This window comes from Pseudonocardia alaniniphila (genome assembly GCF_022524485.1).
In the GTDB taxonomy this organism is placed as follows: domain Bacteria; phylum Actinomycetota; class Actinomycetes; order Mycobacteriales; family Pseudonocardiaceae; genus Pseudonocardia; species Pseudonocardia alaniniphila.
On record NZ_JAKXMK010000029.1, the window covers coordinates 102,621 to 126,410 of the forward strand.

Sequence of the window (23,790 nt, forward strand, 5' to 3'; positions counted from 1 at the left end):
CAAATGCCGAATCACCCCTCTTCGTCCGGGTCCTCGTCGCCGGGTCCCGAGCTGCCGGCGAGTGAGTGGACGAGGTCCGTGGCCGTCACGATTCCGACGAGGCGGCCATGGTCGGAGACCAGGACGGCGTCGCCGTGCTCGTCCTGCATGCGGCGGGCGGCATCGGAGCGGCGAGCCGTCACGGGCAGCGGCGCGGCGGGCCGGGTCAGGTCACCGACCCGGAAGTTCGCGCGCACGAGGGGCGAGCAGGCCGACGTGGCGAAGCGCGCGAGGTCGATCTCGAAGACGACACCGCAGCAGCGGTTCCCGTCGAGCACGGGCAGGTGCCGGACGCCCGTTGCGGCCATCAGATAGAGGGCCGTCGTGCACGGGGCGTCGGCGGTGATGGCCACCACACGAGTGGTCATGAGGTGGGTGAGCAGCGGGTCCTCGTCCGCTGTCTCCGGGGTTGCCGCAAGTCGTCGGCGGTCGGTCGGCACGGTCACGCCACCAGATCGGCCGGATGGGGGCGGACGACAGCCACCGGGCACGGCGCATGCTGCAAGACGGTGTCGCACACCGAGCCGAACACCCGCTTGCGGAAGGTGCTTCGCCCCCGCGAGCCCACGACGACAAGTTGGGCGAGAGCGGCCTGTTCGAGAAGCGCGTGAGCGGGACGGTCCCTCGCCACCACCCGCCGGATCTCGACGTCGGGCTGCTTCTCGCTCCACTGCGCCAGCCGCGCCGCGAGCATCTGGTCCTGGTCGGCGTCGATCGCACCCCATTCCTGCACCGGCCACACCGCTGGGTCGGCGATGTACTCCATCCAGGCGTGCACGGCCACCAGCGGCACGTCGCGGGCAGCGGCCATCTCGAGCGCGAAGATGAGTGCCGCGTCGCTCGTCGCGGAGATGCCGATACCCACGACAACGGGTCCGGAGGCCGCAGGTTCCGGCTCTCCACCGCGGACGACCACCACGGGGCAGCGTGCCTGGGTCGTCAGCCCGACGGCCACCGAGCCGACGAGCAGTCCGCCGTACCCGCCGAGGCCGCGTTTGCCGACCACGATCGTGCCGGCGTGCTTCGACTCGTCGACGAGCACCGAGAGTGGACGGCCGTCGACCACGTCCTCGGTGACCTCGATGCCGGGCGCTGCGGCCGCGGCCACCGTCGCCGCCTCAGCAACGGCTGCCCGGGCGCCCTCCAGCATCACCTCGCGGTAATCAGGGTCTGGTCCGGGTGCCCCGATGCGCTTGGACGGCCGCTCGAGAAACGCCTTGACCACGCGCAACCCGACCCGCCGGCGCCCGGCCTCACGCGCTGCCCACCGGGTGGCCGCGAGTGCGGGACCGGACCCGTCGACGCCGACGACCACCGGTTGGGCGAGTCGCCATGCGCCCGCCATGACCCCTCCTCGGCTCGACGGTTCCAGGTTCGCGAGCGAGCATGCTCCACGGCAGCGGCGGTGGTCCCGGATCCGTAGGTCGTTCGGCCTATCGGGGGCCCGGCGTCCGGACCCCGGTGCTCGGCCTCAGCTGTGCCCGCGACGTCGGTGCCGAGGTCAGAACCACTGCGCGAAGTCGGCCTTGCGGATCATGCAGTGCACGCCCTTGGTCCTGTCCACGACCTGGCTCACCTCGAAGTCGCCCGCGGCCGAGAGGTAGGCCATCGCGGTCGACCGCTCGAACCCGAACCGCTCCACCAGAAACGTGATCGCGTGGCGGACGCACTTCCGCATCGCCTCACCGAGGTCGGGGTCCATGCCCGTCGGAATCCAGTACCCAGGGGACTCCAGCAGCGGGTTGCGCAGGCCGCCCATCGCCGCCGTCGCATCGGCCCCGGAGAGCACGGTCAGCCGGAGGGTGGCGCGCAGGGACGCCTCCAGCGCGGTGAGGGCGACCTCGCCGTTGCCCTGCGCGTAGTGCGGGTCTCCGGTGTAGAAGAGGGCACCGGGCACCGAAACGGGGAGATAGAGCGAGCTGCCGACCTGCGCCCACTTCACGTCGATGTTGCCGCCGAAGTCGCCGGGCGGCACCGAGTGCACCGGTTCGTCGGTTGCCGGGGCCACCCCCATCAGGCCGAGGAACGGATCCAGCGGGAAGCAGGCCTGCCTGCCGTCGGTGGCAGCCATCCAACTGACCATCCGCCCGCCGCTGAGGCCGACGCGGCAGAACTCGTACGTGGCTCCGGGTCCCTCGGGCAGTTCATCGGGCAGTGCGCTGTAGCCGTGGCGGCTGCTCACGAAGCCGTACGGCGTGCGGGGCAGGAGTTCGAGTACGTCGATCTTCAGGACGTCGCCCGGCTCGGCGCCCGCGATCTCGATCGGCCCGGTCACGACGTGGGGCCCGTCGTCCGGGCCGTGGGGGATCCCGCTACCCGCGATCGCCGTGGCGTCGTGCAGCACGTCCGTGGCCTCGACGCCGTAGCTGCCCAGGAACTCGACGGGGTTACGCCCCTGGTCGGGAAGGATCCCCTCGTGGCTGAGCGTGTCGATCGTGACCGTGTCGCCCGAGTCCACCGTGATGCACGGGGTGGACTTCTCGTTGGGAAGCCAGCCCCAGCTCACCGTCTCCGTCGTGGAGGTGAGCAGATGGCGGCCGGCGATGGTGCCCTCGCCCGGCTGGAGCAAGGTCGAGTTCATGCGGGATCTCCAGGGTTGTCGTGGCCGGTGTTGTCCACTGCTTCGTGGCCGGGCAGGCCGACGATCAGGTCGATCTCGACGTCGGCGCCCACGGCGAGCGCGGTGGTGCCGACACAGGTGCGGCTGGGCAAGGCGCCGGTGAACCAGGAGCGGTACACGGCGTTGAACGCCTCGAACTCGGTGAAGTCGGTGAGATAGACGCGCGCCATGAGCACGTCGTCCATGTCTACCCCGAACGGGGCGAGGCAGGCGAGCAGGTTGCGCCGTACCTGCTCGGCCTGGGGGAGCAGGCCACCGGCCACCAGCTTTCCGGTGGCCGGGTCGGTCGGCATCTGCCCGGTGACGAAGAGCAGCGTTCCCCACCGCGTGACGTGGGAGAACGGGGCCACTGCCGGCGGCACGCCCTGCTCGGGCGTGAAGCTGAAGGACTCCCGATGCGGTATCACGATCAGACCTCCACGGTATGCACGGCCCGGAGGAACCGGGCGGCGGTCGGATGCTTGGGGTGGTCCAACACCTCCGTGGTCGCGCCCTGTTCCAGCACCCGGCCGCCGGCCATGAAGACGGCCCGGTCGGCGACCTCCCGGGCGAAGCCCAGCTGGTGGGTGGCGATCAGCATCGTCAGGCCTTCGTCGAGGGCGAGCGAGCGGATCACCTCCAGTACCTCCTGGACCCGCTCCGGGTCGAGCGCCGAGGTAGGTTCGTCGAGCAGTAGCACCTGGGGGCGCCCGGCGAGCGCCCGCGCGATGCCGACGCGCTGTTGCTGCCCACCGGAGAGATGGCGGGGGAGCGCGTGTGCCCGCTCCGCGAGCCCGACCCTGTCCAGCAGACGATCCGCCTGGGCCATCGCCTCGTCCTTGGGCACTCGGTGCACCCAGCGCAGCGGCACGGCGACGTTCTCCCGTGACGTGAGGTGCCCGAACAGGTTGAAGTGCTGGAACACCATGCCGACGCCGGCGTCCACCCGCTGCCGGGCGACCTCCCGCTCCGGCAGGGTCGCGCCGTCGTCCCGGTATCCCACCTCGATGCCGTCGAACGAGATCGTGCCCCGGTCGATGGTCTCGAGGTGGTTGATCAGGCGCAGGAGCGTGCTCTTGCCCGAACCGCTGGGACCGAGCAGCGCCACCACCTCGCTCTTGCGGATCTCCAGATCGATGCCGCGCAGCACCTCGTGATCATCGAACGACTTGTGGACGTCGGTGATGGTCAGCGCGACCCGGGCCCGGCGGACGGCGGCGTCGCGGGACACGGCCCCGTTGACGACCGTAGCGTTGGAGACGGCGCCTTCGGGAGCGGCACCGTTGGTGACCGCGCCGTTGACGAACGCGCCGTTGACGAACGCGCCGTTGTGCACCGCACCGTTCATCGGCTGTGGAGCCGGCGTCTCCGCGGGCTCCGGGGTGGCCGCGGTGTCCGGAGCCGTGGGTCTGCCGCGGCGGCGGCTCCCGATCCGGCTGAGATCGGCGGCCCGCTCGATGGTGAGCTGCAGGCCGGTGATCGCCCCGGTCAGCACGAGGTACATCAGGCCGGAGGCGAAGAAGATGCTGAAGTAGTCGAACGTGGCAGACGCGAGTTGGTTGCTGCGCAAGGTCAGCTCCGGCACGGCGATGATCGAGGCCAGCGCGGAGTTCTTCATCGTCGCAACCGCTTCGCTCCCGATCGCGGGGATGGCCGCGCGCGCTGCCTGCGGTCCGACGATCCGGCGCATCACGATCCAGGGCCGCAGCCCGACCGCACGCGCCGCGTCCGTCTGGCCCTTGTCGACGCCGAGCACCGCGGAGCGCAGGATCTCGGCGAAGAAGGTGGCCTCGTTCGCGGCCAGGGCGACCCCGGCGGCCATGACCGGGCTGAGGACCACGCCTGCGTGCGGCAGCGCGGTGAACACGAACACCAGCTGCAGCACCAACGGGGTGCCGCGGAAGATCACGCTGTAGGTGCGCGCGATCCCCGAGACGACGCGATTGCCGCTCAGCGCCATCCCCGAGAGCACCAGGCCTCCGGCGAACCCGCCGAAGAAGCCCAGTGCCGTCGCCTGCAGCGTGACCAGGATCCCGCCCAGCAGGTAGGGCATGGACAGGTAGTGCAGGAAACTGCTCATCAGCTCGCGGTGACGAGAGACGGCGCCTGGATGGCGGACTCGTCCAGCTGCCACTTCTGGGCGAGCTGCGTCTGCAGCCCGCTCGTCTGGATCTGGGTGAGCGCCGCGGTGAAGGCGTTGCGGATCGGCATCTGGCCCTTGGGCACGGCGATGCCGATCGAGTAGGGAAGAGTCAGGGTGGTGGCCCTGGCCAGCTTGTCGGACTGGTCCTTGACGAACCGGTTCACCGTGTTGACGTCGTTGATGTAGGCATCGGCGCGGCCGGAGAGGATCGCCTGCTCGCAGTCGGCGTTGTTGTCGAACAGTGCCGTCTGGGCCTGCGGCTTGCCCTTCGACTGGCACGTGGTGTTCTGGGCGTTCACCAGCGGTACCTCGACGAATCCCTTGTTCAGCGCCGTGGTGGTGCCGCACAGCGAGTCGTCGATTCCGGTGATCTTCTTCGGATTGCCCGCAGCGACCAGGACGCCGTCGAAGACCTTGGAATAGGTGATGAAATCGGCGGACGCAGCCCGCTCCTTGGTCGCGTAGATGTCGGAGACGATGAAGTTGGCCTGCCCGCTCTGCAAGGTCGGCAGCAGCGCGTCGAAGGCCACCGGCAGGTAGTCGACCGTGAAGCCGAGGCATTCCCCCATCGCCTCGGCGAGGTCGATGTCGAAGCCCTCGTACTTGGTCGGGTCGTTCACCGAGATCGACTCGTATCCGGGTGTGTGCGGATTGATCGCGTCGGTCAGCGTCTTGCCGTTCAGATCGGGGTTCTGTGAGCGCAGTTGCATGCAGGCCGGTGACGACACCAGCGCCGGGTAAGCGGGAGCGCCGCCGCCGGGGGAGGGGGACGAGCCGCCACTGCCGCAGGCGGTCGCCAGCATGGTGATGGCACCGGCGGCGGCGAGGAGCGCGGCAGGCCGGAGCAGGCGGTTGAGCATGTCGGAGGAGTTCCTTCGCGTGGTCACCTGGATCGAGAATCCGTTGGTCGGACCAGCGCACTGTAGGTCGGAAGAAAACGTGGAATCGGACGGTCGATATTGTGTTTACGCTGCAGAAACGCGGCTGTGACCGCCCGAAACATCGATCGGGAAAAAGGTCGCAAATGCTGTGTTCGGTCCTCTGTGCGGGCCGCGCGGGTGCCTTCCCATGGCTCGAGGTCGAGCATCTGGTCCAGCGGCGCGAGCAGGCGGAGCGGGTGAGCCGGCAGTACTCCGAGCTGGACGGCGGCACTGCCGCCTCGCTCGGCGACGCCACCGGAGGATGCGCTCACTCGCTCCGCGCTGCGGTTTGACGCGGAGTTCCTGCAGCTCGACCTGCTGCTACCGGACGGTGCGGGCGCGCGACGCCGTGATCGCCCGGCGCCCCGACGGAGAACGCTTTCCCGGGCTCGGCCTGCTCGGTGGTCTCACCATGCGGAGACCCGGATCGCCACGAGGATGGCCACTGCGGAGATCGCCGAGAGAACGAGCATGGCGAGTGTGATCTGGACGTGCAGTACCTGCTGCCCGTGTGGGATGAGATGGACGTAGAGCATCAGACTGACCGCGGGCGCGGCCGTGGCCGCCAGGGTGCCCGCGACGAGCTCCGCCGGGACGCGGCGGACGAGGTGGCCGACCCGCGCCAGCAGCCGCGCTACGCGGGCCGGGTCATAGGCATCGTTGTTGCGTGACCGGGCATCCGTGATCAACCGGCCCACGATCGGCAAGGAGAGGAAGCCCACGAGGAACGTGCCGAGCGAGGCCAGCGCGGCCGCAACCTGCGAGTCGGACGGGAGGAACTGCTCGGCCAGAACCAGGCCGGCGGCCACGCCGTAGGCGAAGAAGGCAAAGCGGTCGATAGTCGAGCAGAGCTGCGCCATGACGACGCGGAACGCCCGGAGCGTGCGATGCAATATTTCTTCCGTGTGGCGGGTTTGCCCGCACGCAGTTCTCGGCGGATGGGGATTGTCCGCGGTAGGGTTGGCCATGACGAATCCTTTCGGGGAGCCGGTGTACTCGGCGGCCACGTCGAACGGTACGCGATAACCGTTGAGAAGCGCGACAGGTCGTTAATCTGTGACCTGTGAAGATCAATTCGCAGGTGCGGTTTAGTCGGTCGTTTCGGCGGCGCGTCTGTGGACGTTTCCTGCCGACGTCTCGCGAACGTGACCGTTGGCCTGCTCCAGTCGCATCGTCCGTTGCCGGTCGAGAACGGACAAACTCCACCGGCTCCGGGATCGATACCTCGGCGACATCGCGCCGATACCCGAATCGTCATTGCTGGGGGATATGCGGGCTGCTGGACTCGTGGTGTCCGGAACGGAATACGGCAGCGGGGACAGGTGCATGGGAAAGCTCGACGGCAAGATCGCGATTGTTACGGGTGGGAGCGCAGGTATCGGCCTCGCCACCGCGCAGCGATTCGCGCAGGAGGGGGCCCTCGTCTACCTGACCGGGCGCCGTCCGACCGAATTGGAATCGGCGGTGGCGAAGGTCGGGCACGGCGCCGTCGGAGTGCAGGGCGACGTGGCGAAGGCCGAGGACATGGAACGCGTGTACGACACGGTGCGGCACAACGGACACCGGATCGACGTCATCGTCGCAAACGCCGGCGGTGGTGGCTTCGCGCGTCTCGAGGACGTCACCGACGAGCATGTCGAGACGATTTTCGCGGTCAACGTGAAGGGCGCGCTGAACACCGTGCAGAAGGCGCTTCCACTGGTGAACGACGGGGCGTCGATCGTTCTCGTCACCTCCATGGCGGCCACGACCGGGCGGGAAGGCCTGGGTGTCTATTCCGCCGCCAAGGCCGCCGTGCGCTCCTTTGCGCGCACCTGGGCGTACGAGCTGCGCGGGCGCAACATCCGCGTGAACGCCCTCGCCCCCGGCGCCACGGACACACCTGCAGTCGATCTCGCGATCAGCCCGTTCGCCGAGGACGACGCCGCACGGCGGGAGTGGAAGGCGAACCACGCGGCCGACGTGCCGCTCGGCCGGATGTCCCAGCCCGAGGAACAGGCCGCGGCTGCGCTCTTCCTCGCCTCGGCGGAGAGCAGCTATGTCACGGGCGCCGAGTTGGTGGTCGACGGGGGAATCACGCAGGTGTGAACTCGGCGCCCACGGTCACGAGGCCCGGTCGAGGGTCGCCGCGGCAGCGATGATCCTCGCCGTGCGAACGAATGCGGTGCGCGCGGCCGATGCGGCGCCCGCGGACCAGCCGATTACCAGCACGGTCGGCGGAAGATCGACCACGGGAACCGCCAGCACAGAAGGTCCGAGCCGGTCGGAGACCTTCGCGCCGACCACGACGATCATGTCCCCCAGTGCCACCCGGTCGACGATCTGGTCCAGGGACTCGATGGGCCAGTCGTCGCGGTATGCCGGCTCCTGCGCGAGATCGGCGGCTGTGACGGCGGGGCGCGCGGTCAGGGGGTGGCCGGCCGGCAACAGCGCGACGGGCTTCTGCTCGGTCAGCTCGACCGTTTCCAGGCCGGCAAGGTCGTTGCGGCTGCACATCAGCCCGATGTCGGCGGTGCCGTTGCGCACCGCCGGCACCGGGTCGCGGGTGAGAACGATCTCGAGCTCGGCGGCGCCGGGCTGCCTCCGGTAGGCGCGGATCACGTCGGCGAGCAGGCCGGTGTCGGTGCCCGCCCGGACCGCCAGCACGAGCCGGTCCGGGTGGCCGCTCTGCTGGGCCCGCAGCACGGCGGTGTCCACGGCGTGGAGTGCCTTGCGGCTCTCGGCGAGGAAGACGTCTCCGGCTGCCGTGAGCGTGACGCGGCGGCTGGTGCGCTCGAAGAGCTGCACGCCCATCCGGCGTTCGAGCCGGCTGATGGCCCGGGACAAGGGTGGTTGCGCGATGCCGAGTCGCTCGGCCGCCCGCCCGAAATGCAGCTCCTCGGCCACAGCGACGAAATAGCTCAGCTCGCGCGTCTCCACTCGATCCACACCCCAAGCGTAGGAGTGGCCCGAGCCGGGCGTGCCGGACGGAGGGTTAGGGAACCGTTCGATCGCATGCTCGTGGCCCAGGCACGTGTGGAGGGGCTCACCATCGTGACGGCCGACAAGGCCGTCACTGCGTACGACGTGGCGATCCTCCCGGCCACCGAGTGACGAGGCGGGCCGTGAGCACTTACCGTGCGTCGCGGTATGCCGGGGCTCGTCGTGGGGCCGTGCGGGGGCGGTTCTCGAGCAGCTGCAGCGTGCGGGGGGCCACCACCACCGACAGCACCACCACGCTCGTCGAGCGGGACACGGTGGGCGAACGGTTGAGCTGCAGCAACGTGTCCTGCAGATCTTCGTGGGACGACGCCGCGAGCCGGCACAACACGTCGGACGTGCCGGTCGTCGCGTACGCCTCCAGCACCGCCGGCCGCGCGGTGAGCTCGGCGGCGACGTCGTCGAGGGCGCCCTGTGCGATCTCCAGGGTGACGAACGCCTGCACGGGATATCCCGCGGCGACCACGTCGACGTCGGGGCCGTAGCCGGTGATCACCCCGGCGCGTTCCAGGCGCTCCAGCCGGGCCGCCACCGTGCCTCGTGCGACGCCCAGCGTCCGCGCCAGCTCCAGGACCCCCGCACGCGGGCTGTCACGCAGCGCGCGGAGCAGGTCGACGTCGAGTGCGTCGAGTGTGAGCGGTGCTGTCATCATTCCGCCTCATCTGGTCGATATGCACAGCAGATGTCCGAATGGTCTCGTCGATCTGCCATTGTTGCCACTTCGGTGCGCCTCTCTTGCCCAGAACAGGCAGCCGCGGTGTCATGCGGCCATGACCGTTGAGCACACCCTCACCGACCAGGAGCGCTCGGCCGAGCTGGACCTGCAGCAGCTGCGCCAGCTCGTGGGGCTGGTCGAGTACGACCCGGAGGGCGATCCCTTCCCGGTCACCGGCTGGGACGCGGTGGTGTGGGCGGTCGGCAACGCCACGCAGGCGGCGCTGTACTACCAGCTCGTCTTCGGGATGGAGCTCGTCGCGTACTCCGGTCCCGAGACCGGCAACCGCGACCATCACGCCTACGTGCTGCGTTCCGGCGCGGTCCGCTTCGTCCTCATGGGCGGGGTGGACCCCGCGAGCCCGCTGCACGACCACCACCGCCGCCACGGTGACGGCATCGTCGACGTCGCCCTCGAGGTGCCCGACGTCGATCGCTGCATCGCGCATGCCCGCCGCGAGGGTGCGCAGGTGCTGGAGGAGCCGCACGACGTCACCGACGAGCACGGCACGGTGCGGATCGCGGCGATCGCCACCTACGGCGAGACCCGTCACAGCCTGGTCGACCGGTCCCGCTACACCGGCCCGTACCTGCCGGGATACGTCGCCCGCCGCTCGGGCTACGTCAAGCCTGCGGGTGAGCCGAAGCGTCTCTTCCAGGCGCTCGATCACGTGGTCGGCAACGTCGAGCTGGGTCGCATGGATCGGTGGGTGGAGTTCTACAACCGCGTCATGGGTTTCACGAACATGGCCGAGTTCGTGGGCGACGACATCGCGACGGAGTACTCCGCCCTGATGAGCAAGGTGGTGGCCAGCGGCAACCACCGCGTGAAGTTCCCGCTCAACGAGCCCGCGGCAGGGAAGAAGCGCTCGCAGATCGACGAGTACCTCGAGTTCTACGGCGGGCCCGGCGCCCAGCACCTCGCCCTGGCGACGAACGACATCCTGACCACGGTGGACGTGCTGCGGGCCAAGGGCGTCGAGTTCCTGTCGACGCCGGACTCGTACTACACCGACCCCACGCTGAGGGCGCGCATCGGCGAGGTGCGGGTGCCGATCGAGGAACTGCAGTCGCGCGGCGTCCTCGTCGACCGCGATGAGGACGGTTACCTGCTGCAGATCTTCACGAAGCCCCTCGGCGACCGGCCCACGGTGTTCTTCGAGCTCATCGAGCGGCACGGGTCGCTCGGATTCGGCAAGGGCAACTTCCAGGCGCTGTTCGAGGCGATCGAGCGCGAACAGGCCCGTCGCGGCAACTTCTGAGCCGTCCGGCCCCGGGTGGGTCAGCCGGCTCCGTCGGCGATCCGGTCGAGCCACTCGCCGAGCAGGGCCTGCTCCGTTGCGCTGAGAGCCGCCGTGGGCTCGGAGCGCAGTGCTGCCTTGAGGGCGACGGCCCGGGTGCGGGCGGCGTCGCCGGGTTCCGACGCCGCCCGGGATCCCGGCACGCCGTCGATGGTGACCTCGCGCAGCACGTTCTCCCGAGCGATGGTCAGCAGTTCGAGGTCCCGGTCGTCCTCGGGGGTGGCGATGAGCGAGAGGACCAGGCCCATGGCGGTGCCGTGGATGAGCCGGGCGGCCCGGTCGACGCTGTAGCGGAGCCGGCCGGCCGCGGCGACCCGGGAGACCATGCGCAGAAGCACGGCCTCCGCCTCCCGTGCGGCGGGGCAGGGGGCGGAGTCGGCGTACATGAGCGTGTAGAACGCGGGACGGGACAGCCCGAACTGAACATGCATGTCCCAGCCTCGCCGTAGGTCGGCCACCGGATCGTCGGACTCGTCGAGACCGTGCTTCTGCACGAGGTAGGACTCGAATCCGTAGGCGGCGACCGCCTGGAGGAGGCCGGCCTTGTCGCCGAACAGGCGGTAGAGCGTGGGCGCCTGGACACCCGCGGCCGTGCCCACCGCGCGCGTCGACACCGCGTCGCGGCCCTCGCGTTCGAGCAGGGCCGCCGCGGCCCGCAGGATCCGATCCCGGGTGGTGGGCGCGGCTGAGATGTCGGTTTCGACGGACATGTGGCGAAGTTACCGCTCCGCTCCCGAGTGTTGGCAGTGCTAACGCCAGCTTCTTACCGTAGCTATGGTAACAATGGTAACGTTCAAACGTTAGCAAAGTTCCGTACGGCAGGAGTAACAGAGATGACCACTTCGGTCCCACGTCGCGTCGCGATCGTCACGGGCGGAACGCGCGGTATCGGCCGTGCGAGCGCCGAGCGGCTGGCCGCAGACGGCATGGCCGTGGTCGCGGTGTACGCCGGCAACAAGGATGCGGCCGAGGAGACGGTCACCGGAATCATCGCCACCGGCGCGCGGGCGGTGGCCGTGCAGGCGGACGTCGCCGACGAGCACGCCGTCGCCGCCGCGTTCGACGTGGCGGAGCAGGAGTTCGGTGGCGTCGACGTCGTGGTCAACGCCGCAGGTATCATGCTTCTCGGTCCGCTGGCCGAGTTCGACCTCGACGCGCTGGACCGGATGCACCGCACCAACATCCGTGGCACGTTCGTGGTGAACCAGCAGGCAGCTCGCCGGGTGCGCAGCGGCGGCGCGATCATCAACTTCTCGTCCACGGTCACGAAGCTCGCCCTGCCGTCGTACGCCGCCTACGCCGCGAGCAAGGGTGCCGTCGACGCGGTCAGCCTCATCCTGGCGAGGGAGCTTCGCGGACGGAACATCACCGTCAACGCGGTGGCACCGGGCCCCATCGCGTCCGACCTGTACTTCGAGGGCAAGGACCAGGAGACGATCGAGCGGGCCGCCAAGGCCAACCCCATCGAGCGGCTGGGTGTGCCGGCCGACGTCGCCGAGGTCATCTCCGCCCTCGCCGGACCCGCCCGCTGGATCAACGGTCAGACGATCTACGTGAACGGCGGGGTGATCTGACGACGGTGCCGGTTGCGGCGCCGGTTCGGACGGGTATCAGGGCCGCAGGATCAGGCGGATCGGGTTGCCCTTCTTCTGTGCCAGCCGGTCGACGGCGTCAGCGGCGCTCGCGAGGGGGAGTACTCCGCTGACCGAGCGGGAGAAATCGAGGCGTCGGCGGCGGACGAGGGCGACGAGCTCCTCGACGTGCACGGCGAGCGAGCCGTAGTGCCCGAGGACCTGCTGCTGGAGGTAGCTGAAGCGGGTGCCGCCCGTGATCGTCAGGGGCTGGTCCGTGAGCCCGACGAGGACGAGCTTGCCCTGAGGTGCCAGGCACCCCACCGCCTGCTCGCGGACCGCGGGCACGCCGGCGAAGTCGAACGCGACGGCGAGACCCCCGGACTCCGCGAACACGCGCTTCGCGAGGGCCGGGTCGTCCGGATCGAGGGCGAGGTCGGCACCGAACTCGAGAGCGCGGTCGCGGGCGGCGGGCAACGGGTCGATGGCGATGATCGGCGCCGCTCCGACCATGCGGAGCAGCTGGACGGCGTGAGCGCCGAGACCGCCCGTGCCCCAGACGCCCACGGCCTGCGCCGGTCTGGTCCCGGCCGTCGCGGTCACGGCGGCCCACGGCGTGGATACGGCGTGCAGCCCGGGATGCTGCTGTCGGGCGCCTGCGCCGGGAACGTGCCGGAATCGGTGAAATACGGGCGAATTTCTCGGACAGAACGTGACGCGCAGCCGGGATCGGCTTCCGTAAATGATTGTGATCGGCATGGCTGTTGTGGGTCAATTGGTGACCGAGAGTGCGCACGGACCATGGCTCGGTGACTCTGCGACAATGCGAGTGTGCGCGGAATCGAGGCGTGGAGTTCATCGTCCGGGAGCTTCATCCACATCTTTGTGGCTTTCGTGGCGGTGGCCGCGCTGGCCGCCTGCAGCGCATCGGGCGATTCCGGCGGAATGGATGACTCCGGTGCTCCGCCCGCCGACTACGTCGACATCTCCCAGGTTCCCGTCGCGCCGCCCGTGCCTGCGGTGCAGCTGGGCGGTTCGACGGGAACCTGGCGTATCGACTGCGGGCGCAACATGCAGGGGATCCACAACTCGGACAACGTGGTCGCCGACCCCGGAATCGTCGGCGGAGCACATCACTTCCACGACTACGTGGGCAACGTCTCCACCAACGCGTTGTCCACCGACCAGAGCCTGGCCGCAGCGGCGACGACCTGCCCTGACGACGACAAGTCGACGTACTACTGGCCGGTGCTGCGCGAGCCCGGTCCGGACAATGCCGCCAGGTTGGACAACTCGGCCGACCACAACATGGGCCGCATCCTCGTGCCGGACTCGGTGCTGCTGGAGTACCGCGGCAGCCCGGTGAGCTCCGTGGTGCCGATGCCGGAGTTCCTGCGGGCGAGCACCGGCAACCCCCACGGGTTCAGCCAGGGCGGCGTCAACTCCGAGCATGTGCAGTGGACCTGTTCGGGGACCAGGGACCGCATCACGCGTCAGCAGTACCCACGCTGCCCGCAGGGCCAGCAGGTGGTGCGGATCTTCGACTTCCCGAACTGCTGGAACGGGCGCACCACCGACAGCCCGAACCACCGGGCGCATCTGCAGTTCCCGGACGCGGCCGGCGCGTGCCCGTCCGACACGTTCCCCGTGCCCCAGCTGCGCATGGAGATCTCCTACACGGTCACGCCGGGCTCCAACTACACGATCGACAGTTTCCCGGAGGAGTTGCACAGCCCCATCAGTGATCACGGCGACTACATCGATGTGATGCCCGACTCTTTGATGGACAGGGTGGTCGCGTGCATCAACTCCGGACAGCAGTGCACGGCGTGAGTGTTGCCACCGACATCTGCCGGAAATCGCCGGAATACGCCCGAGATGTCCTGTTCGAGTAGCGCTGAGAGGGCTTCTGTGGCGGTGCCGCCGGCCGGTAGACGCACTCACCGCGGAAAGACGGTGAACCATTTTGCTGCGCCGCCCGTCATCTCAGGCGATGCGCTCCACAGCTCCCCGTCCGCTCGCATCGGGCCAATGCGCGAAGGGCGATGAAACGATGAAGGCGTCCGTGACTCGGCTGCCGCTCGCAGAGAGCGGTGCTGCCCGTGATCGCGCCTGTCGTCATGCCCGCATCGGCGGCTGCCGGCCGGGCGGCGGAGCAGGTGGATGCGCTCGTTCCACCGCCTTCGGGGGACGTCCTGTGCTCGCAGGGGTGATCGGGGGAGCCCTTCCGTTCCACAGGCGCGTCCAGAGGCCGGGGCCTCATTGGGTGGAGTCGCATCTCGTGTGCCGCTGGGTGCTCGGCGTGCGGCGAAGTGGGTGTTCGTGATCGACAGGCCGGCCGGCAGGCCGCGTGGCCTGCCGTCGTCGCGCCGCGTTCAGGCACGACTCGAGGGGACCGCATCGCGGGGGAAGGTGGTGGGGGGATGGCGGGGCCGAAAGCCCGTGACCGCCGGAACATGGCGGACGAGGCGCTCATCCGCTCGTTGTTCAACGAGCACGGGAAGGCCATGCTCGGTTACGCCACGCGGCTGACGAACGACCGTGCTGCCGCAGAGGACGTCGTGCAGGAAGCGATGCTGCGGGCGTGGCGCAGCCCGGACAGCCTGATCAACAGCAAGGGGTCGGTGCGGGGCTGGCTCCTCACCGTGATCCGCAACATCGTCATCGACCGGGCCCGCGCGCGCAACGCACGGCCACCCGAGGTCGCGGAGACCCAGAACACCGTGCCGGTCGAACGCGACCACGCGGAGCAGGTGGTGGACCACATCGTCGTGCTGGACGCGCTGGAGCGCCTGTCCAGCGAGCACCGCGACGTTCTCGTGCAGATGTATCTGCAGGGCCGGACCGTGGGGGAGACGGCCGAGGTACTCGGCATCCCGAGCGGCACGGTGAAGTCGCGTTCCTACTACGCGCTGCGGGCGCTTCGCGACCTCTTCCCGAAGCGCCCGACGGGCATGGAAGGAGCGGCCTGATGAGGTTGTCGGACAATCACGCTGACATCGACGGCTATGTCATCGGCGCGCTCGATCCCGCGAAGGTTCGCGTCGTCGAGGAGCACCTCGCCCGGTGTCCCGGCTGCCGGGAGGAGGTGCGGTCGCTGCGCGAGGTGCAGCGGCTCCTCGCCTCGGTCCCGATGGAAGCGATGCTGGACGGGCCACCCGACGACGCGGATCTGCTGCTGCAGCGGACGCTGCGCGAGGTACGGACCGAGGAGACGGGCACGACCGCCCGCCGCACGAAGTGGGCCGCTGCCGCGGCGGCGGTCGTCGCGGTCGCCGCGTTGTGCGTCGGCGTGCTCGTCGGCTGGACCACGGCGGACTCCCAGCAGATGGCCTCCTCCGCGGTGCCGTCCCCGACTCCCATGAGGCCCGGCACCCGCTTCGTCACCGCGCAGGACCCGGGCACGGGGGCCCGCTTGACGGTGCGCCTCGTCCCGGCGCCCGGGTGGGTGCGGCTCAACGCGGCCGTGAGCGGAATCCCGGCAGGTCAGGCGTGTCACCTGGTCGTGATCGGCCGGAACGGCGACCGGGAGACGGCCGGGGGCTGGCTCGTGTCGGCAAAGGCCGCGACCATGGGCGTCACGCTGGACGGCGCGGCGCTGATGGACCCCGCCAAGGTGTCGATGGTCGTCGTGGAGAGCACCAACGGGAGCCCGCTCGTCTCGGCGGACGTCTGATGCCGGTCACTCGGAGGGCGGCGTGGCGTCCGGGCCACCCCGCTCGCGCCGGCGTACCGCCACCTGCACAGCACTCAGCAGCATCCGGGCGACGAGCCCGACCAGGATCAGCCCCATGACCATCTGGAGCATTGTGACGATCCGGGCGACCTCGGTGCGCGGCACGATGTCCCCGAACCCGACGGTCGTGAAGACGGTGAGCGTGAAGTAGAGCGCGTCGGTGCGATCCAGCGTCTCGGAGAAGCTGTCGGGCCGGTTGTTCGCGATCACCAGGTAGATCGTGGCGAACAGGAGAATGAAGATCGGTAGCCCGGTTGCGGCGGCCTCGATCGCGCGCACCCGCGGGGTCTCGGACCTGAGCACGGCCTGCACCTGCCGAACGGCGAGCACGCCCAGTAGCAGGAGCACGAGCGCGAACCGGAGCCAGGTGCGCAGGTCGAGTGTCATGCGCAGCGGTGCGAGGTAATAGACGGCGACCAGGGACGTCGTCATCACCAACGACCGGAGCAGGCTCACTGCGACAGCGCGGCGGTACCGATGCTTCCTGTCACCCCCGCTCGGCACGGCCCGTCCCTGGCGGCTCAGTCCGTCCGCGTCGTCGCGGGCCCGATGGACGAGGGTGTCGTGTCGGATGACCCCCCGGCCTCGCGGTCGGGTCTGCCGCCCAGACGCTCCTCGACCCGTTCGAGCGCGAGCACCCCCGCGATGATCGACGGCGGCAGCAGCGCTGCCAGGAGGAACTCGACGACCATCACTCCTCCAGAGGGACGGCGAGGTGGACCTCGATGCCGGCGGCCCCGACGGCGGCCGGGTGCTGGTACCGGCGCATCAGATGGCGAGGGCCTTGCGGTCGGCCGAGCACAGCGCCCAGATCACGAAGACGTCGAGAGCGATGATCAGGAGGGACCAGAGCGGGTAGTACGGGATGAACATGAAGTTCGTCAGCATGCTGATCACGGCCAGCCCGACACCGACGACGCGGCCCCAGATCTGTCCGGTGAGCACCGCGGCACCGGCGAGGGCGACGATGATGCCGATGATCAGGTGGATCCAGCCCCAGGTCGTGACGTCGAAGGAGTAGACGTAGTTCAGGCCGACGACGTAGACCTCGTTGCGGAACAGCGCCACGAGCCCGGCCAGGAACTGGAAGATGCCCCCGACGATCATGATCGTGCCGGCGAAGACGAGAAGGCCGGTCTTCCAGGGCGACGTTTCGGTACCGGTCGCGTTGTCGTAACCGCTTGTCGTGTCGGTGGGGCCGGCGCCGGTCGTGCCGCCGCCGGTGGTCCCGCTGCCGGGCGTGCCGCTGCCGGTCGAGCTGGTGGGAGTGGCCTCAGGCGATGTGGACATCGAAACTCCTCCTCGGCGTGCGTTTCGGTGGGATCGTGTCTCGCCCGCAGGGCTCACCCCTCATCCGTGGGGGGTGAGCCGGGCTACCCGTGGCGCCTCCGGTCACGGCGAGTGAGCGGGGGCCTGTGTCAGACCTTCTCGGGGTCTGTCTCGGAGAAGGCCTCCCGGAGCTTCGCCTCCTGGTCGGCCGACAGGTTCGTGCTGATGAGTTCGGCACGGGTGCCATGGAAGGCATCGACGACACGGTCCGTGACGGCGTCCTGGGTCATCGCGAACAGGGCGGACGTACCGGGAGTGACCTTGTCGCGCACCTTCTTGATGAAGTCGTCGTCGATGCCCACGTCGGTGAGGGAACCGGCCAACGCCCCCACAGCGGCACCGACGGCGAGGCCGAGCAGCGGCACGAAGAAGATGAGGCCGAACAACAGACCCCAGAAACTACCGCCGAGCGCGCCTGCGCCGGTGAGGTTGTGCAACTGCTGCGTCCGTGGCTTCTTCCGATCGGCGGGCCAGGTCACCACCGCCGCGTCCACCACACGGATCAGCTCCTGCTTCTGCAGCCGTTCGAGTGTGGTGAGCGCGTTCTGCGCACCGTCCCCCGTGTCGAACTTCCACACCGTCAGCGTCGCCATGTGGGGCCCTCCTCGTGAGCGATCGGTCGCGGCGACTCTGCGGACCGCGGACCGCGCGGGCATCACCCCGCCGGGGTGAAGGTCCACGCGTTCGCTATCCCGGCCGCTCCACGTCCCGCGGCTCGTCCTCCCGGTTGGCGTCGAGCCGCTGCATCGACACCACCTGCAGACCGAGTGACTGGATCAGTGCCAGCACGGAGTGCATCTCCGCGTCGTCGACCGTGCCGGTGAGGACGGTCTGCGCCGGCACCTCCACCACGTCCATCCCGGCGAAGGCGTCCCGGGCGCGCTCCGACAACCGCCCCGCCAGACGGAACTCGTAGCGTCGTCCCGGCACGGCAGGCCTCCTCCCACTCGCACCGGCCGACACACCGGCGAGAGCCGAACCACGACAACGATCGTCCCGTCGGTGCGCCGCGTCCTCCCCCGGCGCAGGTGATTCCCCGTCAGGGCAGAAGCCCGCGCTCGGACGCCCGCTGCACCGCCTCCCGCCGGGTGGAGACACCGAGCTTGGCGTAGATCGAGCGGATGTGGCTCTTGACGGTGTTCACCGAGACGGTCAGCTCGGAGGCGATCTCACCGGCGCCGCGCAAAGACGGCAGCAGCGCGAGCACCACGAGCTCGCGTTCGCTGAGCACAGCGGCCGGTTCGGCGCACACCATCAGCGTGGCGAGCCGCGCTTCGAGCTCCGGTGATCCGGTGGGCCTGCCGCGGTCGGCCAGCAACTGGCGGGTCCGTGGCCCGGCGAGGGCGAACGGCCGGACGACCCCGATCGTGCCGGCCGCGGCGAGGGCCGCATCGAGCGCCCCGCGTGCCTCGGCGTCGTCACCGCTCTCCAGCGCCGACTCGACGTCGAGCAGGTGGATCTCGAGCAGGGTGTGGGCCAGCAGAACAGGCACGGCGCCGGCGCGCACCGGGTCGACGGTGGCCCGTGCGATCTCGTACCGGCCGGTGATCATTTCCGTCCAGGCGTGCAGCAGCAACACCTCGCCGGTCGGGCCGATACGGGATTCGAGCCAGTGCTGGATCTCAGCGGCGACCGGGGTGTTGCCCTGCAGCAACGCCGTCCGGTGCTCGATGACGCCCAGCGCGGCGCGGAGCACCCGCGGTGCCGGTGCGCCGCCCAGCTCACGCCGTGCCGCCCGCATCTCGGCGGCTCCGCGGTCGCGTTCGCCCTCGTCGGCGAGGGCAGCGCCGTGCACGGTACGCAGTGCGTACGCGGCCTCCGGCGTGATCGGGTCCGATGCCGCGAGGGCCGTCTCGGCACGGGCCCGTGCTCCGGCAGCGTCGCCCTCGAGCAGGTCGGCGTAGGCGAGCATCCCGGTGGCGCAGGCGGACCAGCGCGACGGGTGCAGGTTGTGGCGCAGCGCCGCCGCGGCAGCCCTCCCGGCCGCGGCCACCATGCCGCGGTGGTCGCGCCGCAGCGCTGCCACGGCCGCGGCGAGTGTGCTGCTCTGCACCTCGACCCGGCCGAGGTCGTGGGTCGTCGCGAGGATCGTGCACTCCGCCAGCTCGGCGACCGCGACGTCGAGGTCCCCGTGGCCGTCCGGGGACAGCTCGGCCGCAGCGCGGCTGAGGTGCAGCAGCGCCGTGAGCTCCGGCCGGACGTCGGGCGACCCGTCGCCGGGCACGGGTGGCGCGGCCACGTCATGGGTGGGGATGCCGGGCGCGAGCAGCTCGGCGGTGCTGCGCAGGACCTCGAGCTCGCGATCGGCCGTTGCGGGCCAGGTCAGCCGGGCGTGCTGCAGATCGACGGCGGCCGCCGCGAACGCGCGCTCCTCGAGGTGGGCGATCGCCGAGACCAGGGCGAGCCATGGGTCGGCTGCCCGGGCCGTCGGGCCGACGGCGGTCAGCGCGCGGCGCAGCGGCGTCAGGTCGGCGCTCGCGAGCAAGGGCACCGCGGAGCGGAGCAGCTGGGCGAGCTGCTTCTCGTCGCCGGCGCGTTCCGCGTGACGGAGCGCGTGGACGTGTTCGCCGCGTTCCGCCCACCACCAGGCCGCCACCGTCTGCAGCCGTTGGTGCAGGCCGGGCCGGTGCCGATGCAGGCTCGCGCGCAGGTACGACCGGAGCAAGGCGTGAATGCGGTGCTCACCCGGCCCCGCCCGCTCCACGAGCGCCGTCTCCCGCCCCATCTCGTCGAGCAGGCGCCCGGCGTCCGGCCGGTCCGAGAGCGCGACGGCCAGTGCGGTCGGCAGCACGGAGCACACGCTGACCGCGCGCAGGAAGTCCTGGGCGTCGTCGGCCAGACCGGAGAGGATCTCGCCGGTCAGGTAGTCGGCGATGGACCGCTCGTCGCCGGAGAACTGCAGCAGGAACGCCGCGGGATCCTCGCTGCGCCGCAGGGCCAGCGCCGCGAGCCGCAGTGCGGCCACCCAGCCGTCGGTGCGCGCATGCAGGAGCGCTACCTCGACCGGATCGAGGTCCAGGCCGGCGCTCTGCAACAGCGTCACCGTGTCCGGCACGTCGAACCGCAACTGCTCGGCGCGGATCTCGTGCAGCCGCCCCTCCCGCCGGAGCCGCGGCAGCGCGAGCGGCGGGTCCACCCGGCTCGAGAGCACCAGGCGAAGGCCCGCGGGGCGGCGGGCGACCAGCCGGCCGAGCTCGCGCAGCTGCCGTGGAGCGGTGAGCTCTTGCAGGTCGTCGAGAACCAGCCGGACCGGCGGGTCGACGCCGTCGAGAGCATCGCCCAGCCAGTCGAGCACGTCGCCGTCCGGGATCTCGTGGCCGGGACCGCTGCCCTGGACCGCGTGCCGGACGGCGCTGTCCGCGGGCACCGACGGGAGGGCGGCGAGCGCGGTGAGAACGGCCGGCCACAACCGGCCCGGATCGTCGTCGTCGGCGTCGACCGACACCCATGCGGTGTCGGGGAGCGCCCGGCTGCGCACCCAGTCGGCGAGCAGGAGCGTCTTGCCGTAGCCGGCGGGGGCGCTCACCACGACCAGCTGCGCGGCGCCGGCGGCGTCGAGCCGGTCGCGCAGCGCGGGCCGGGGGACGAACTCGGCTGGCAGTTCGGGCACCGTGGTCTTGCCGCCCGGGATCCGCGCCGCATGGCCGCGGGCGCCTCGGGTCGTGCCGGTCGGTGAGTGCCCGATCACGTGAGCAGGCCCTGTTCGTGGGCGGTGAGGACCGCGGTACGGCGGCTGCTCACGCCGAGCTTGCCGTAGATCGCCCGGACGTGGCTCTTGATGGTGTTGAGCGAGACGTCGAGATCGTCGGCGATCTCGTCGAGGTTGTGCAGGGACGGCAGGCGGGCCAGCACCTCGCGCTCACGTGCGCTCAGTTCGGCCGCCGGGTGTGGTGCGCTGTCGCGGCCGGCGGCGAGCGCGCGCACGGCGAAGGCCCCGCGGTCCTCCGTCCCACCGAGCTGGTCGACGAGCACCGCGCGCAGCTCGGGGCCGACCAGGGCGAAGGGGCGCAGCGCGTCCTGCGGCTCGGCGAGCTCCAGCGCCGTCTGCACCGCGTGCCGGGCGGCGGATCGCTCGTCCGTCGCGATCGCCGCCCGGGCCACGACCAGCCATGCCTCGACGATCGTGTACGGCAGCAGCGACGGGATCCGCCCGTCCAGCACCGGCTCGACCGCGCTCCGCAGCACGTTCGGTGCGGCAGCACCCGTTCCCGATGCGGCCTCCGACCAGGCGCGCATGACGGCGAGCTCCCCGCACGCGGGGCTGCGGGCCGCGAGCCAGCCCGCGGTGGTGAGGGCGGCCGTCGCGTGGCCGAGCAGGAGTGCGGCACGGTGTTCGAGGACCGCGGCAGTCGCGGCGAGCGGGGCCGGGACCGGGTCCTCGCCGAGCTCGGTGCGGGCGTGCTGCAGCTCCATCAACCCCGCGGTCCGGTCGCCGGTGTCGGCGAGCGCCGCGCCCCGTGCGGTGCGCATCGCGAACCGGACCACCGGGTCGATATCGTCGGGCGCCCCGCGTAGGCCGTCGGCGGTGGCCTGCAGGGCGACGGTGGGGCGGGCCCGCAGCACTGCCGCGTGCGCGCGCACCGCCTGTGCCGCCGTGGCCCACGCCGAGCAGTCCCCGTGCCGGGCCGCCGCTTCGCTGTCGACGGCTTCGGTGGCGGCGGTCTCGGCGGCCGGCAGGTCGCCCAGTACGCACGCCGACACCCCGATGAGGGTGAGGCAGTGCACCTCGAGCAGATGCAGGCGCTGGTCCCGGGCGAGCTGCAGCGACGCCTCCAGCTCCGCCTGCCCGGCCAGGACCACCCCGGTGGCGAGGTACGCGACCGCCCGGCCGGCGAGCGTCCACGCCGCCAGAACGGGGTCGGCCGGCGTGGGCTCCTCCGGCGAGGGCACGGGGCCGATCCCGGCGAGCCGCTCCGCCGCGCGGTGGAGGACCGTCAGGTCGGCGCCGACCTGGTCGCCGTCGTCGGGCGGCTTCCGCGAACGACGCAGCGCGGCTCGGGCGGCGACGCGATTGCCGTGTCCGAGGTGCAGCAGCGCGCCGACCAGCGCCGCCCGCGGGTCCGCGCCGGCGCCCTCGGCCAGGGTGCCCGCCGCATCGAGCGCGTGGCGCAGCACTGTGTGATCGCCGCGCGCCGCCAGTTCCGCTGCCGAGTGCTGCAGCAGGCGGGCGATGCGGCCGGCGTCACCGGCGTCCACGGCGTGCCGGAGGGCCACCGATGACCTGCCGTGATCCGCCGACCACTCGGCGGCGCGGCCGTGCAGCCGGATCCGCGCGCCGGGAGTGCACCGCTCCAGGTCGGCGAGCAGGTAGGAGCGCAGCAGTTCCTGGGTGCGGTATCCGCCGTTCCGATCCACCCCATGGCCGTCGGTCCGGACGACGAGACCCGTGTCTCGCTCGAGACGATCGAGGACGGCGGGGGCGTCGTCCCGCCCGGACAGCTCGATGGCGAGCTCGGCCGGCAGGACGTCGCAGATGCTCGTCCGGCGCAGTAGCTCCCGCTCGTCCTCCGGGATCTGCGACAGCACCTCGCCGACCAGGTACTCGGCCACCGGCTGCGCGTCCCCGGAGAAATCGGCGAGGAACGCGTCGGGATCGGGATGCCCGCGCAGCGCGAGTGCCGCCAGCTGCAGGCCCGTCGCCCACCCACCGGTACGGGCGTGCAGCAGCCCGGCCTGTGGCGGCGTCAGGCGCAGCCCGCAGCGCGCGAGCAGCGCCGCGGTCTCGTCGGGGGAGAACCTCAGCTGCTCCGCCCGTAGCTCGCACAGCCGCTCCTCCAGCCGGAGGCGGGCCACCGGGAGCGCGGGATCCACCCGGCCCGCGAGCACCAGCCGCAGCCCGCTGCGGGTGGCGCGCACGAGCGTCTGCAGGCCGTGCCGGACCTCCGGCGCGCGCAGGTGGTGAGTGCCGTCGAGGACGAGCTGGACACGCACGGGCAGGGTGTCGAGGCCGTCGAGGAGGTCGTCGAGGAAGTCCAGCCCGACGGTCGTGCGGGAGGGGACCAGCCGGCACAACCGGCTCGACGGGGGGACGGCAGGGCAGGAGCGCAGTGCGGCGAGCACACCGCCCCACAGCCTGCGCGGGTCGTCATCCTTCTCGTCGAGCGCGAGCCAGGCGCTGGGCACCTCGCTGGTGCGGACCCAGTCCGCGAGCACCAGCGTCTTGCCGAAGCCGGGCGGGGCGCACACCAGAGTGAGTGGGCGTTCGAGGCCGCGCTGGAGGATGTCGGAGAGCGCCGGCCGCGCCACGAATTCCGGCGGCGGCACCGGGGGCGTGGTCTTGCACCGCGGCACGTGGCCCATCACACCCCCCTCCCGCCCGTGATCGGGGGCGGTGCACGGATCCGGAGGGTTTCCGCCATTACGCGCGGGGGCGGGAAGCCCTGCCGGCGCGTCGGGGACCGGGACGCGATTGGTGGCGTCACTTTAAGAGCGCGAACACCGGCCGTCCAGCCCGCGGAC

Annotated in this window: 25 protein-coding genes and 1 pseudogene; 7 read left to right on the plus strand and 19 right to left on the minus strand. The window is 70.9% G+C overall.

Annotated features, from left to right (window positions below):
* Window positions 1–11 precede the first annotated feature (11 nt).
* The 7 genes and pseudogenes from MMF94_RS30160 to MMF94_RS30185 form a co-directional block, all read right to left on the minus strand.
* A complete protein-coding gene (locus tag MMF94_RS30160; protein WP_241040718.1) occupies window positions 12–485 on the minus strand; it encodes a CBS domain-containing protein in 474 nt (157 codons plus the stop codon).
* Entirely contained in the window at window positions 482–1,384 is a 903-nt protein-coding gene (locus tag MMF94_RS30165) for a universal stress protein (protein WP_241040724.1), read from the minus strand. Before MMF94_RS30165 ends, MMF94_RS30160 begins: the two co-directional genes overlap by 4 nt.
* A gap of 156 nt (window positions 1,385–1,540) precedes the next feature.
* The gene (locus MMF94_RS30170; RefSeq protein WP_241040727.1) at window positions 1,541–2,620 is read right to left on the minus strand and encodes an acetamidase/formamidase family protein; all 1,080 of its coding nucleotides are present in this window, start codon (window positions 2,618–2,620) and stop codon (window positions 1,541–1,543) included.
* Entirely contained in the window at window positions 2,617–3,066 is a 450-nt protein-coding gene (locus MMF94_RS30175; protein WP_241040729.1) for a RidA family protein, read from the minus strand. Before MMF94_RS30175 ends, MMF94_RS30170 begins: the two co-directional genes overlap by 4 nt.
* A gap of 2 nt (window positions 3,067–3,068) precedes the next feature.
* Entirely contained in the window at window positions 3,069–3,986 is a 918-nt protein-coding gene (locus MMF94_RS43810; RefSeq protein WP_379660295.1) for an amino acid ABC transporter ATP-binding protein, read from the minus strand.
* 114 nt (window positions 3,987–4,100) lie between these two features.
* Window positions 4,101–4,718 (minus strand): annotated as a pseudogene (locus MMF94_RS43815) (amino acid ABC transporter permease); the annotation flags it as partial.
* On the minus strand, window positions 4,718–5,668 hold the full coding sequence (locus MMF94_RS30185; protein WP_241040732.1) for an ABC transporter substrate-binding protein: 951 nt from the start codon (window positions 5,666–5,668) through the stop codon (window positions 4,718–4,720). The gene MMF94_RS30185 and the pseudogene MMF94_RS43815, both read right to left, overlap by 1 nt.
* A gap of 137 nt (window positions 5,669–5,805) precedes the next feature.
* On the opposite strand from MMF94_RS30185, the gene MMF94_RS30190 reads away from it, so the two are divergent.
* Window positions 5,806–5,994 (plus strand): hypothetical protein, encoded by a 189-nt coding sequence (locus MMF94_RS30190; RefSeq protein WP_241040734.1) that lies wholly within the window; start codon window positions 5,806–5,808, stop codon window positions 5,992–5,994.
* A 114-nt stretch (window positions 5,995–6,108) separates the two neighbouring features.
* On the opposite strand, the gene MMF94_RS30195 is transcribed toward MMF94_RS30190, so the two are convergent.
* The gene (locus MMF94_RS30195; RefSeq protein ID WP_241040736.1) at window positions 6,109–6,708 is read right to left on the minus strand and encodes a hypothetical protein; all 600 of its coding nucleotides are present in this window, start codon (window positions 6,706–6,708) and stop codon (window positions 6,109–6,111) included.
* Between the two features lie 319 nt (window positions 6,709–7,027).
* Between MMF94_RS30195 and MMF94_RS30200 the strand changes: the two genes are divergently transcribed.
* Window positions 7,028–7,789, plus strand: coding sequence for an SDR family NAD(P)-dependent oxidoreductase (locus MMF94_RS30200; RefSeq protein WP_241040738.1), 762 nt, complete (start codon window positions 7,028–7,030; stop codon window positions 7,787–7,789).
* A 15-nt stretch (window positions 7,790–7,804) separates the two neighbouring features.
* Here the strand turns inward: MMF94_RS30200 and MMF94_RS30205 are convergent, their stop codons facing one another.
* Window positions 7,805–8,629 (minus strand): LysR family transcriptional regulator, encoded by an 825-nt coding sequence (locus tag MMF94_RS30205; RefSeq protein ID WP_241040739.1) that lies wholly within the window; start codon window positions 8,627–8,629, stop codon window positions 7,805–7,807.
* Between the two features lie 184 nt (window positions 8,630–8,813).
* The gene (locus MMF94_RS30210; protein ID WP_241040742.1) at window positions 8,814–9,332 is read right to left on the minus strand and encodes an Lrp/AsnC family transcriptional regulator; all 519 of its coding nucleotides are present in this window, start codon (window positions 9,330–9,332) and stop codon (window positions 8,814–8,816) included.
* A gap of 118 nt (window positions 9,333–9,450) precedes the next feature.
* Between MMF94_RS30210 and hppD the strand changes: the two genes are divergently transcribed.
* Window positions 9,451–10,656 carry a 4-hydroxyphenylpyruvate dioxygenase gene (gene hppD, locus MMF94_RS30215; RefSeq protein ID WP_241040743.1) on the plus strand — a complete coding sequence of 402 codons (1,206 nt, stop codon included), beginning with the start codon at window positions 9,451–9,453 and terminating at the stop codon, window positions 10,654–10,656.
* A gap of 20 nt (window positions 10,657–10,676) precedes the next feature.
* On the opposite strand, the gene MMF94_RS30220 is transcribed toward hppD, so the two are convergent.
* Window positions 10,677–11,405 carry a TetR/AcrR family transcriptional regulator gene (locus tag MMF94_RS30220; RefSeq protein ID WP_241040746.1) on the minus strand — a complete coding sequence of 243 codons (729 nt, stop codon included), beginning with the start codon at window positions 11,403–11,405 and terminating at the stop codon, window positions 10,677–10,679.
* A 123-nt stretch (window positions 11,406–11,528) separates the two neighbouring features.
* Here MMF94_RS30220 and MMF94_RS30225 point away from each other — a divergent pair, with 123 nt between their 5' ends.
* The gene (locus MMF94_RS30225) at window positions 11,529–12,269 is read left to right on the plus strand and encodes an SDR family oxidoreductase (RefSeq protein ID WP_241040747.1); all 741 of its coding nucleotides are present in this window, start codon (window positions 11,529–11,531) and stop codon (window positions 12,267–12,269) included.
* Between the two features lie 36 nt (window positions 12,270–12,305).
* On the opposite strand, the gene MMF94_RS30230 is transcribed toward MMF94_RS30225, so the two are convergent.
* A complete protein-coding gene (locus MMF94_RS30230) occupies window positions 12,306–12,869 on the minus strand; it encodes a zinc-binding dehydrogenase (RefSeq protein WP_241040749.1) in 564 nt (187 codons plus the stop codon).
* 228 nt (window positions 12,870–13,097) lie between these two features.
* On the opposite strand from MMF94_RS30230, the gene MMF94_RS30235 reads away from it, so the two are divergent.
* From MMF94_RS30235 to MMF94_RS30245, 3 genes are all read left to right on the plus strand, one after another.
* Window positions 13,098–14,099 carry a DUF1996 domain-containing protein gene (locus MMF94_RS30235; protein WP_241040750.1) on the plus strand — a complete coding sequence of 334 codons (1,002 nt, stop codon included), beginning with the start codon at window positions 13,098–13,100 and terminating at the stop codon, window positions 14,097–14,099.
* A gap of 590 nt (window positions 14,100–14,689) precedes the next feature.
* A complete protein-coding gene (locus MMF94_RS30240) occupies window positions 14,690–15,238 on the plus strand; it encodes a sigma-70 family RNA polymerase sigma factor (protein WP_241040752.1) in 549 nt (182 codons plus the stop codon).
* Window positions 15,238–15,942, plus strand: coding sequence for an anti-sigma factor (locus MMF94_RS30245; RefSeq protein WP_241040753.1), 705 nt, complete (start codon window positions 15,238–15,240; stop codon window positions 15,940–15,942). Before MMF94_RS30240 ends, MMF94_RS30245 begins: the two co-directional genes overlap by 1 nt.
* Window positions 15,943–15,948: 6 nt before the next feature.
* On the opposite strand, the gene MMF94_RS30250 is transcribed toward MMF94_RS30245, so the two are convergent.
* The 7 genes from MMF94_RS30250 to MMF94_RS30280 form a co-directional block, all read right to left on the minus strand.
* Window positions 15,949–16,434, minus strand: a complete 486-nt coding sequence (locus MMF94_RS30250; protein ID WP_241040754.1) for a potassium channel family protein — start codon at window positions 16,432–16,434, stop codon at window positions 15,949–15,951.
* An 89-nt stretch (window positions 16,435–16,523) separates the two neighbouring features.
* Window positions 16,524–16,694, minus strand: coding sequence for a hypothetical protein (locus MMF94_RS30255; RefSeq protein WP_241040755.1), 171 nt, complete (start codon window positions 16,692–16,694; stop codon window positions 16,524–16,526).
* A 76-nt stretch (window positions 16,695–16,770) separates the two neighbouring features.
* The gene (locus MMF94_RS30260; protein ID WP_241040756.1) at window positions 16,771–17,292 is read right to left on the minus strand and encodes a DUF7144 family membrane protein; all 522 of its coding nucleotides are present in this window, start codon (window positions 17,290–17,292) and stop codon (window positions 16,771–16,773) included.
* Window positions 17,293–17,420: 128 nt separating this feature from the next.
* Complete coding sequence (locus MMF94_RS30265; protein WP_241040757.1) at window positions 17,421–17,924, minus strand: DUF1269 domain-containing protein; 504 nt, start codon at window positions 17,922–17,924, stop codon at window positions 17,421–17,423.
* 94 nt (window positions 17,925–18,018) lie between these two features.
* Window positions 18,019–18,261, minus strand: a complete 243-nt coding sequence (locus MMF94_RS30270; protein ID WP_241040758.1) for a hypothetical protein — start codon at window positions 18,259–18,261, stop codon at window positions 18,019–18,021.
* A 109-nt stretch (window positions 18,262–18,370) separates the two neighbouring features.
* Window positions 18,371–21,019, minus strand: coding sequence for a winged helix-turn-helix domain-containing protein (locus MMF94_RS30275; protein ID WP_241040762.1), 2,649 nt, complete (start codon window positions 21,017–21,019; stop codon window positions 18,371–18,373).
* Window positions 21,016–23,631, minus strand: a complete 2,616-nt coding sequence (locus MMF94_RS30280; RefSeq protein WP_241040763.1) for a winged helix-turn-helix domain-containing protein — start codon at window positions 23,629–23,631, stop codon at window positions 21,016–21,018. Before MMF94_RS30280 ends, MMF94_RS30275 begins: the two co-directional genes overlap by 4 nt.
* Window positions 23,632–23,790 lie beyond the last annotated feature (159 nt).

Excerpts from the sequence above, each read along its gene's own strand:
- MMF94_RS30165 (WP_241040724.1), bottom strand. The coding sequence starts at position 1,384 with ATGGCGGGCGCATGGCGACTCGCCCAACCGGTGGTCGTCGGCGTCGAC.
- MMF94_RS30170 (WP_241040727.1), bottom strand. The coding sequence starts at position 2,620 with ATGAACTCGACCTTGCTCCAGCCGGGCGAGGGCACCATCGCCGGCCGC.
- MMF94_RS43810 (WP_379660295.1), bottom strand. The coding sequence starts at position 3,986 with ATGAACGGTGCGGTGCACAACGGCGCGTTCGTCAACGGCGCGTTCGTC.
- MMF94_RS30190 (WP_241040734.1), top strand. The coding sequence starts at position 5,806 with ATGCTGTGTTCGGTCCTCTGTGCGGGCCGCGCGGGTGCCTTCCCATGG.
- MMF94_RS30200 (WP_241040738.1), top strand. The coding sequence starts at position 7,028 with ATGGGAAAGCTCGACGGCAAGATCGCGATTGTTACGGGTGGGAGCGCA.
- MMF94_RS30210 (WP_241040742.1), bottom strand. The coding sequence starts at position 9,332 with ATGATGACAGCACCGCTCACACTCGACGCACTCGACGTCGACCTGCTC.
- hppD (WP_241040743.1), top strand. The coding sequence starts at position 9,451 with ATGACCGTTGAGCACACCCTCACCGACCAGGAGCGCTCGGCCGAGCTG.
- MMF94_RS30220 (WP_241040746.1), bottom strand. The coding sequence starts at position 11,405 with ATGTCCGTCGAAACCGACATCTCAGCCGCGCCCACCACCCGGGATCGG.
- MMF94_RS30225 (WP_241040747.1), top strand. The coding sequence starts at position 11,529 with ATGACCACTTCGGTCCCACGTCGCGTCGCGATCGTCACGGGCGGAACG.
- MMF94_RS30240 (WP_241040752.1), top strand. The coding sequence starts at position 14,690 with ATGGCGGGGCCGAAAGCCCGTGACCGCCGGAACATGGCGGACGAGGCG.
- MMF94_RS30245 (WP_241040753.1), top strand. The coding sequence starts at position 15,238 with ATGAGGTTGTCGGACAATCACGCTGACATCGACGGCTATGTCATCGGC.
- MMF94_RS30250 (WP_241040754.1), bottom strand. The coding sequence starts at position 16,434 with ATGACGACGTCCCTGGTCGCCGTCTATTACCTCGCACCGCTGCGCATG.
- MMF94_RS30255 (WP_241040755.1), bottom strand. The coding sequence starts at position 16,694 with ATGGTCGTCGAGTTCCTCCTGGCAGCGCTGCTGCCGCCGTCGATCATC.
- MMF94_RS30260 (WP_241040756.1), bottom strand. The coding sequence starts at position 17,292 with ATGTCCACATCGCCTGAGGCCACTCCCACCAGCTCGACCGGCAGCGGC.
- MMF94_RS30265 (WP_241040757.1), bottom strand. The coding sequence starts at position 17,924 with ATGGCGACGCTGACGGTGTGGAAGTTCGACACGGGGGACGGTGCGCAG.
- MMF94_RS30280 (WP_241040763.1), bottom strand. The coding sequence starts at position 23,631 with ATGGGCCACGTGCCGCGGTGCAAGACCACGCCCCCGGTGCCGCCGCCG.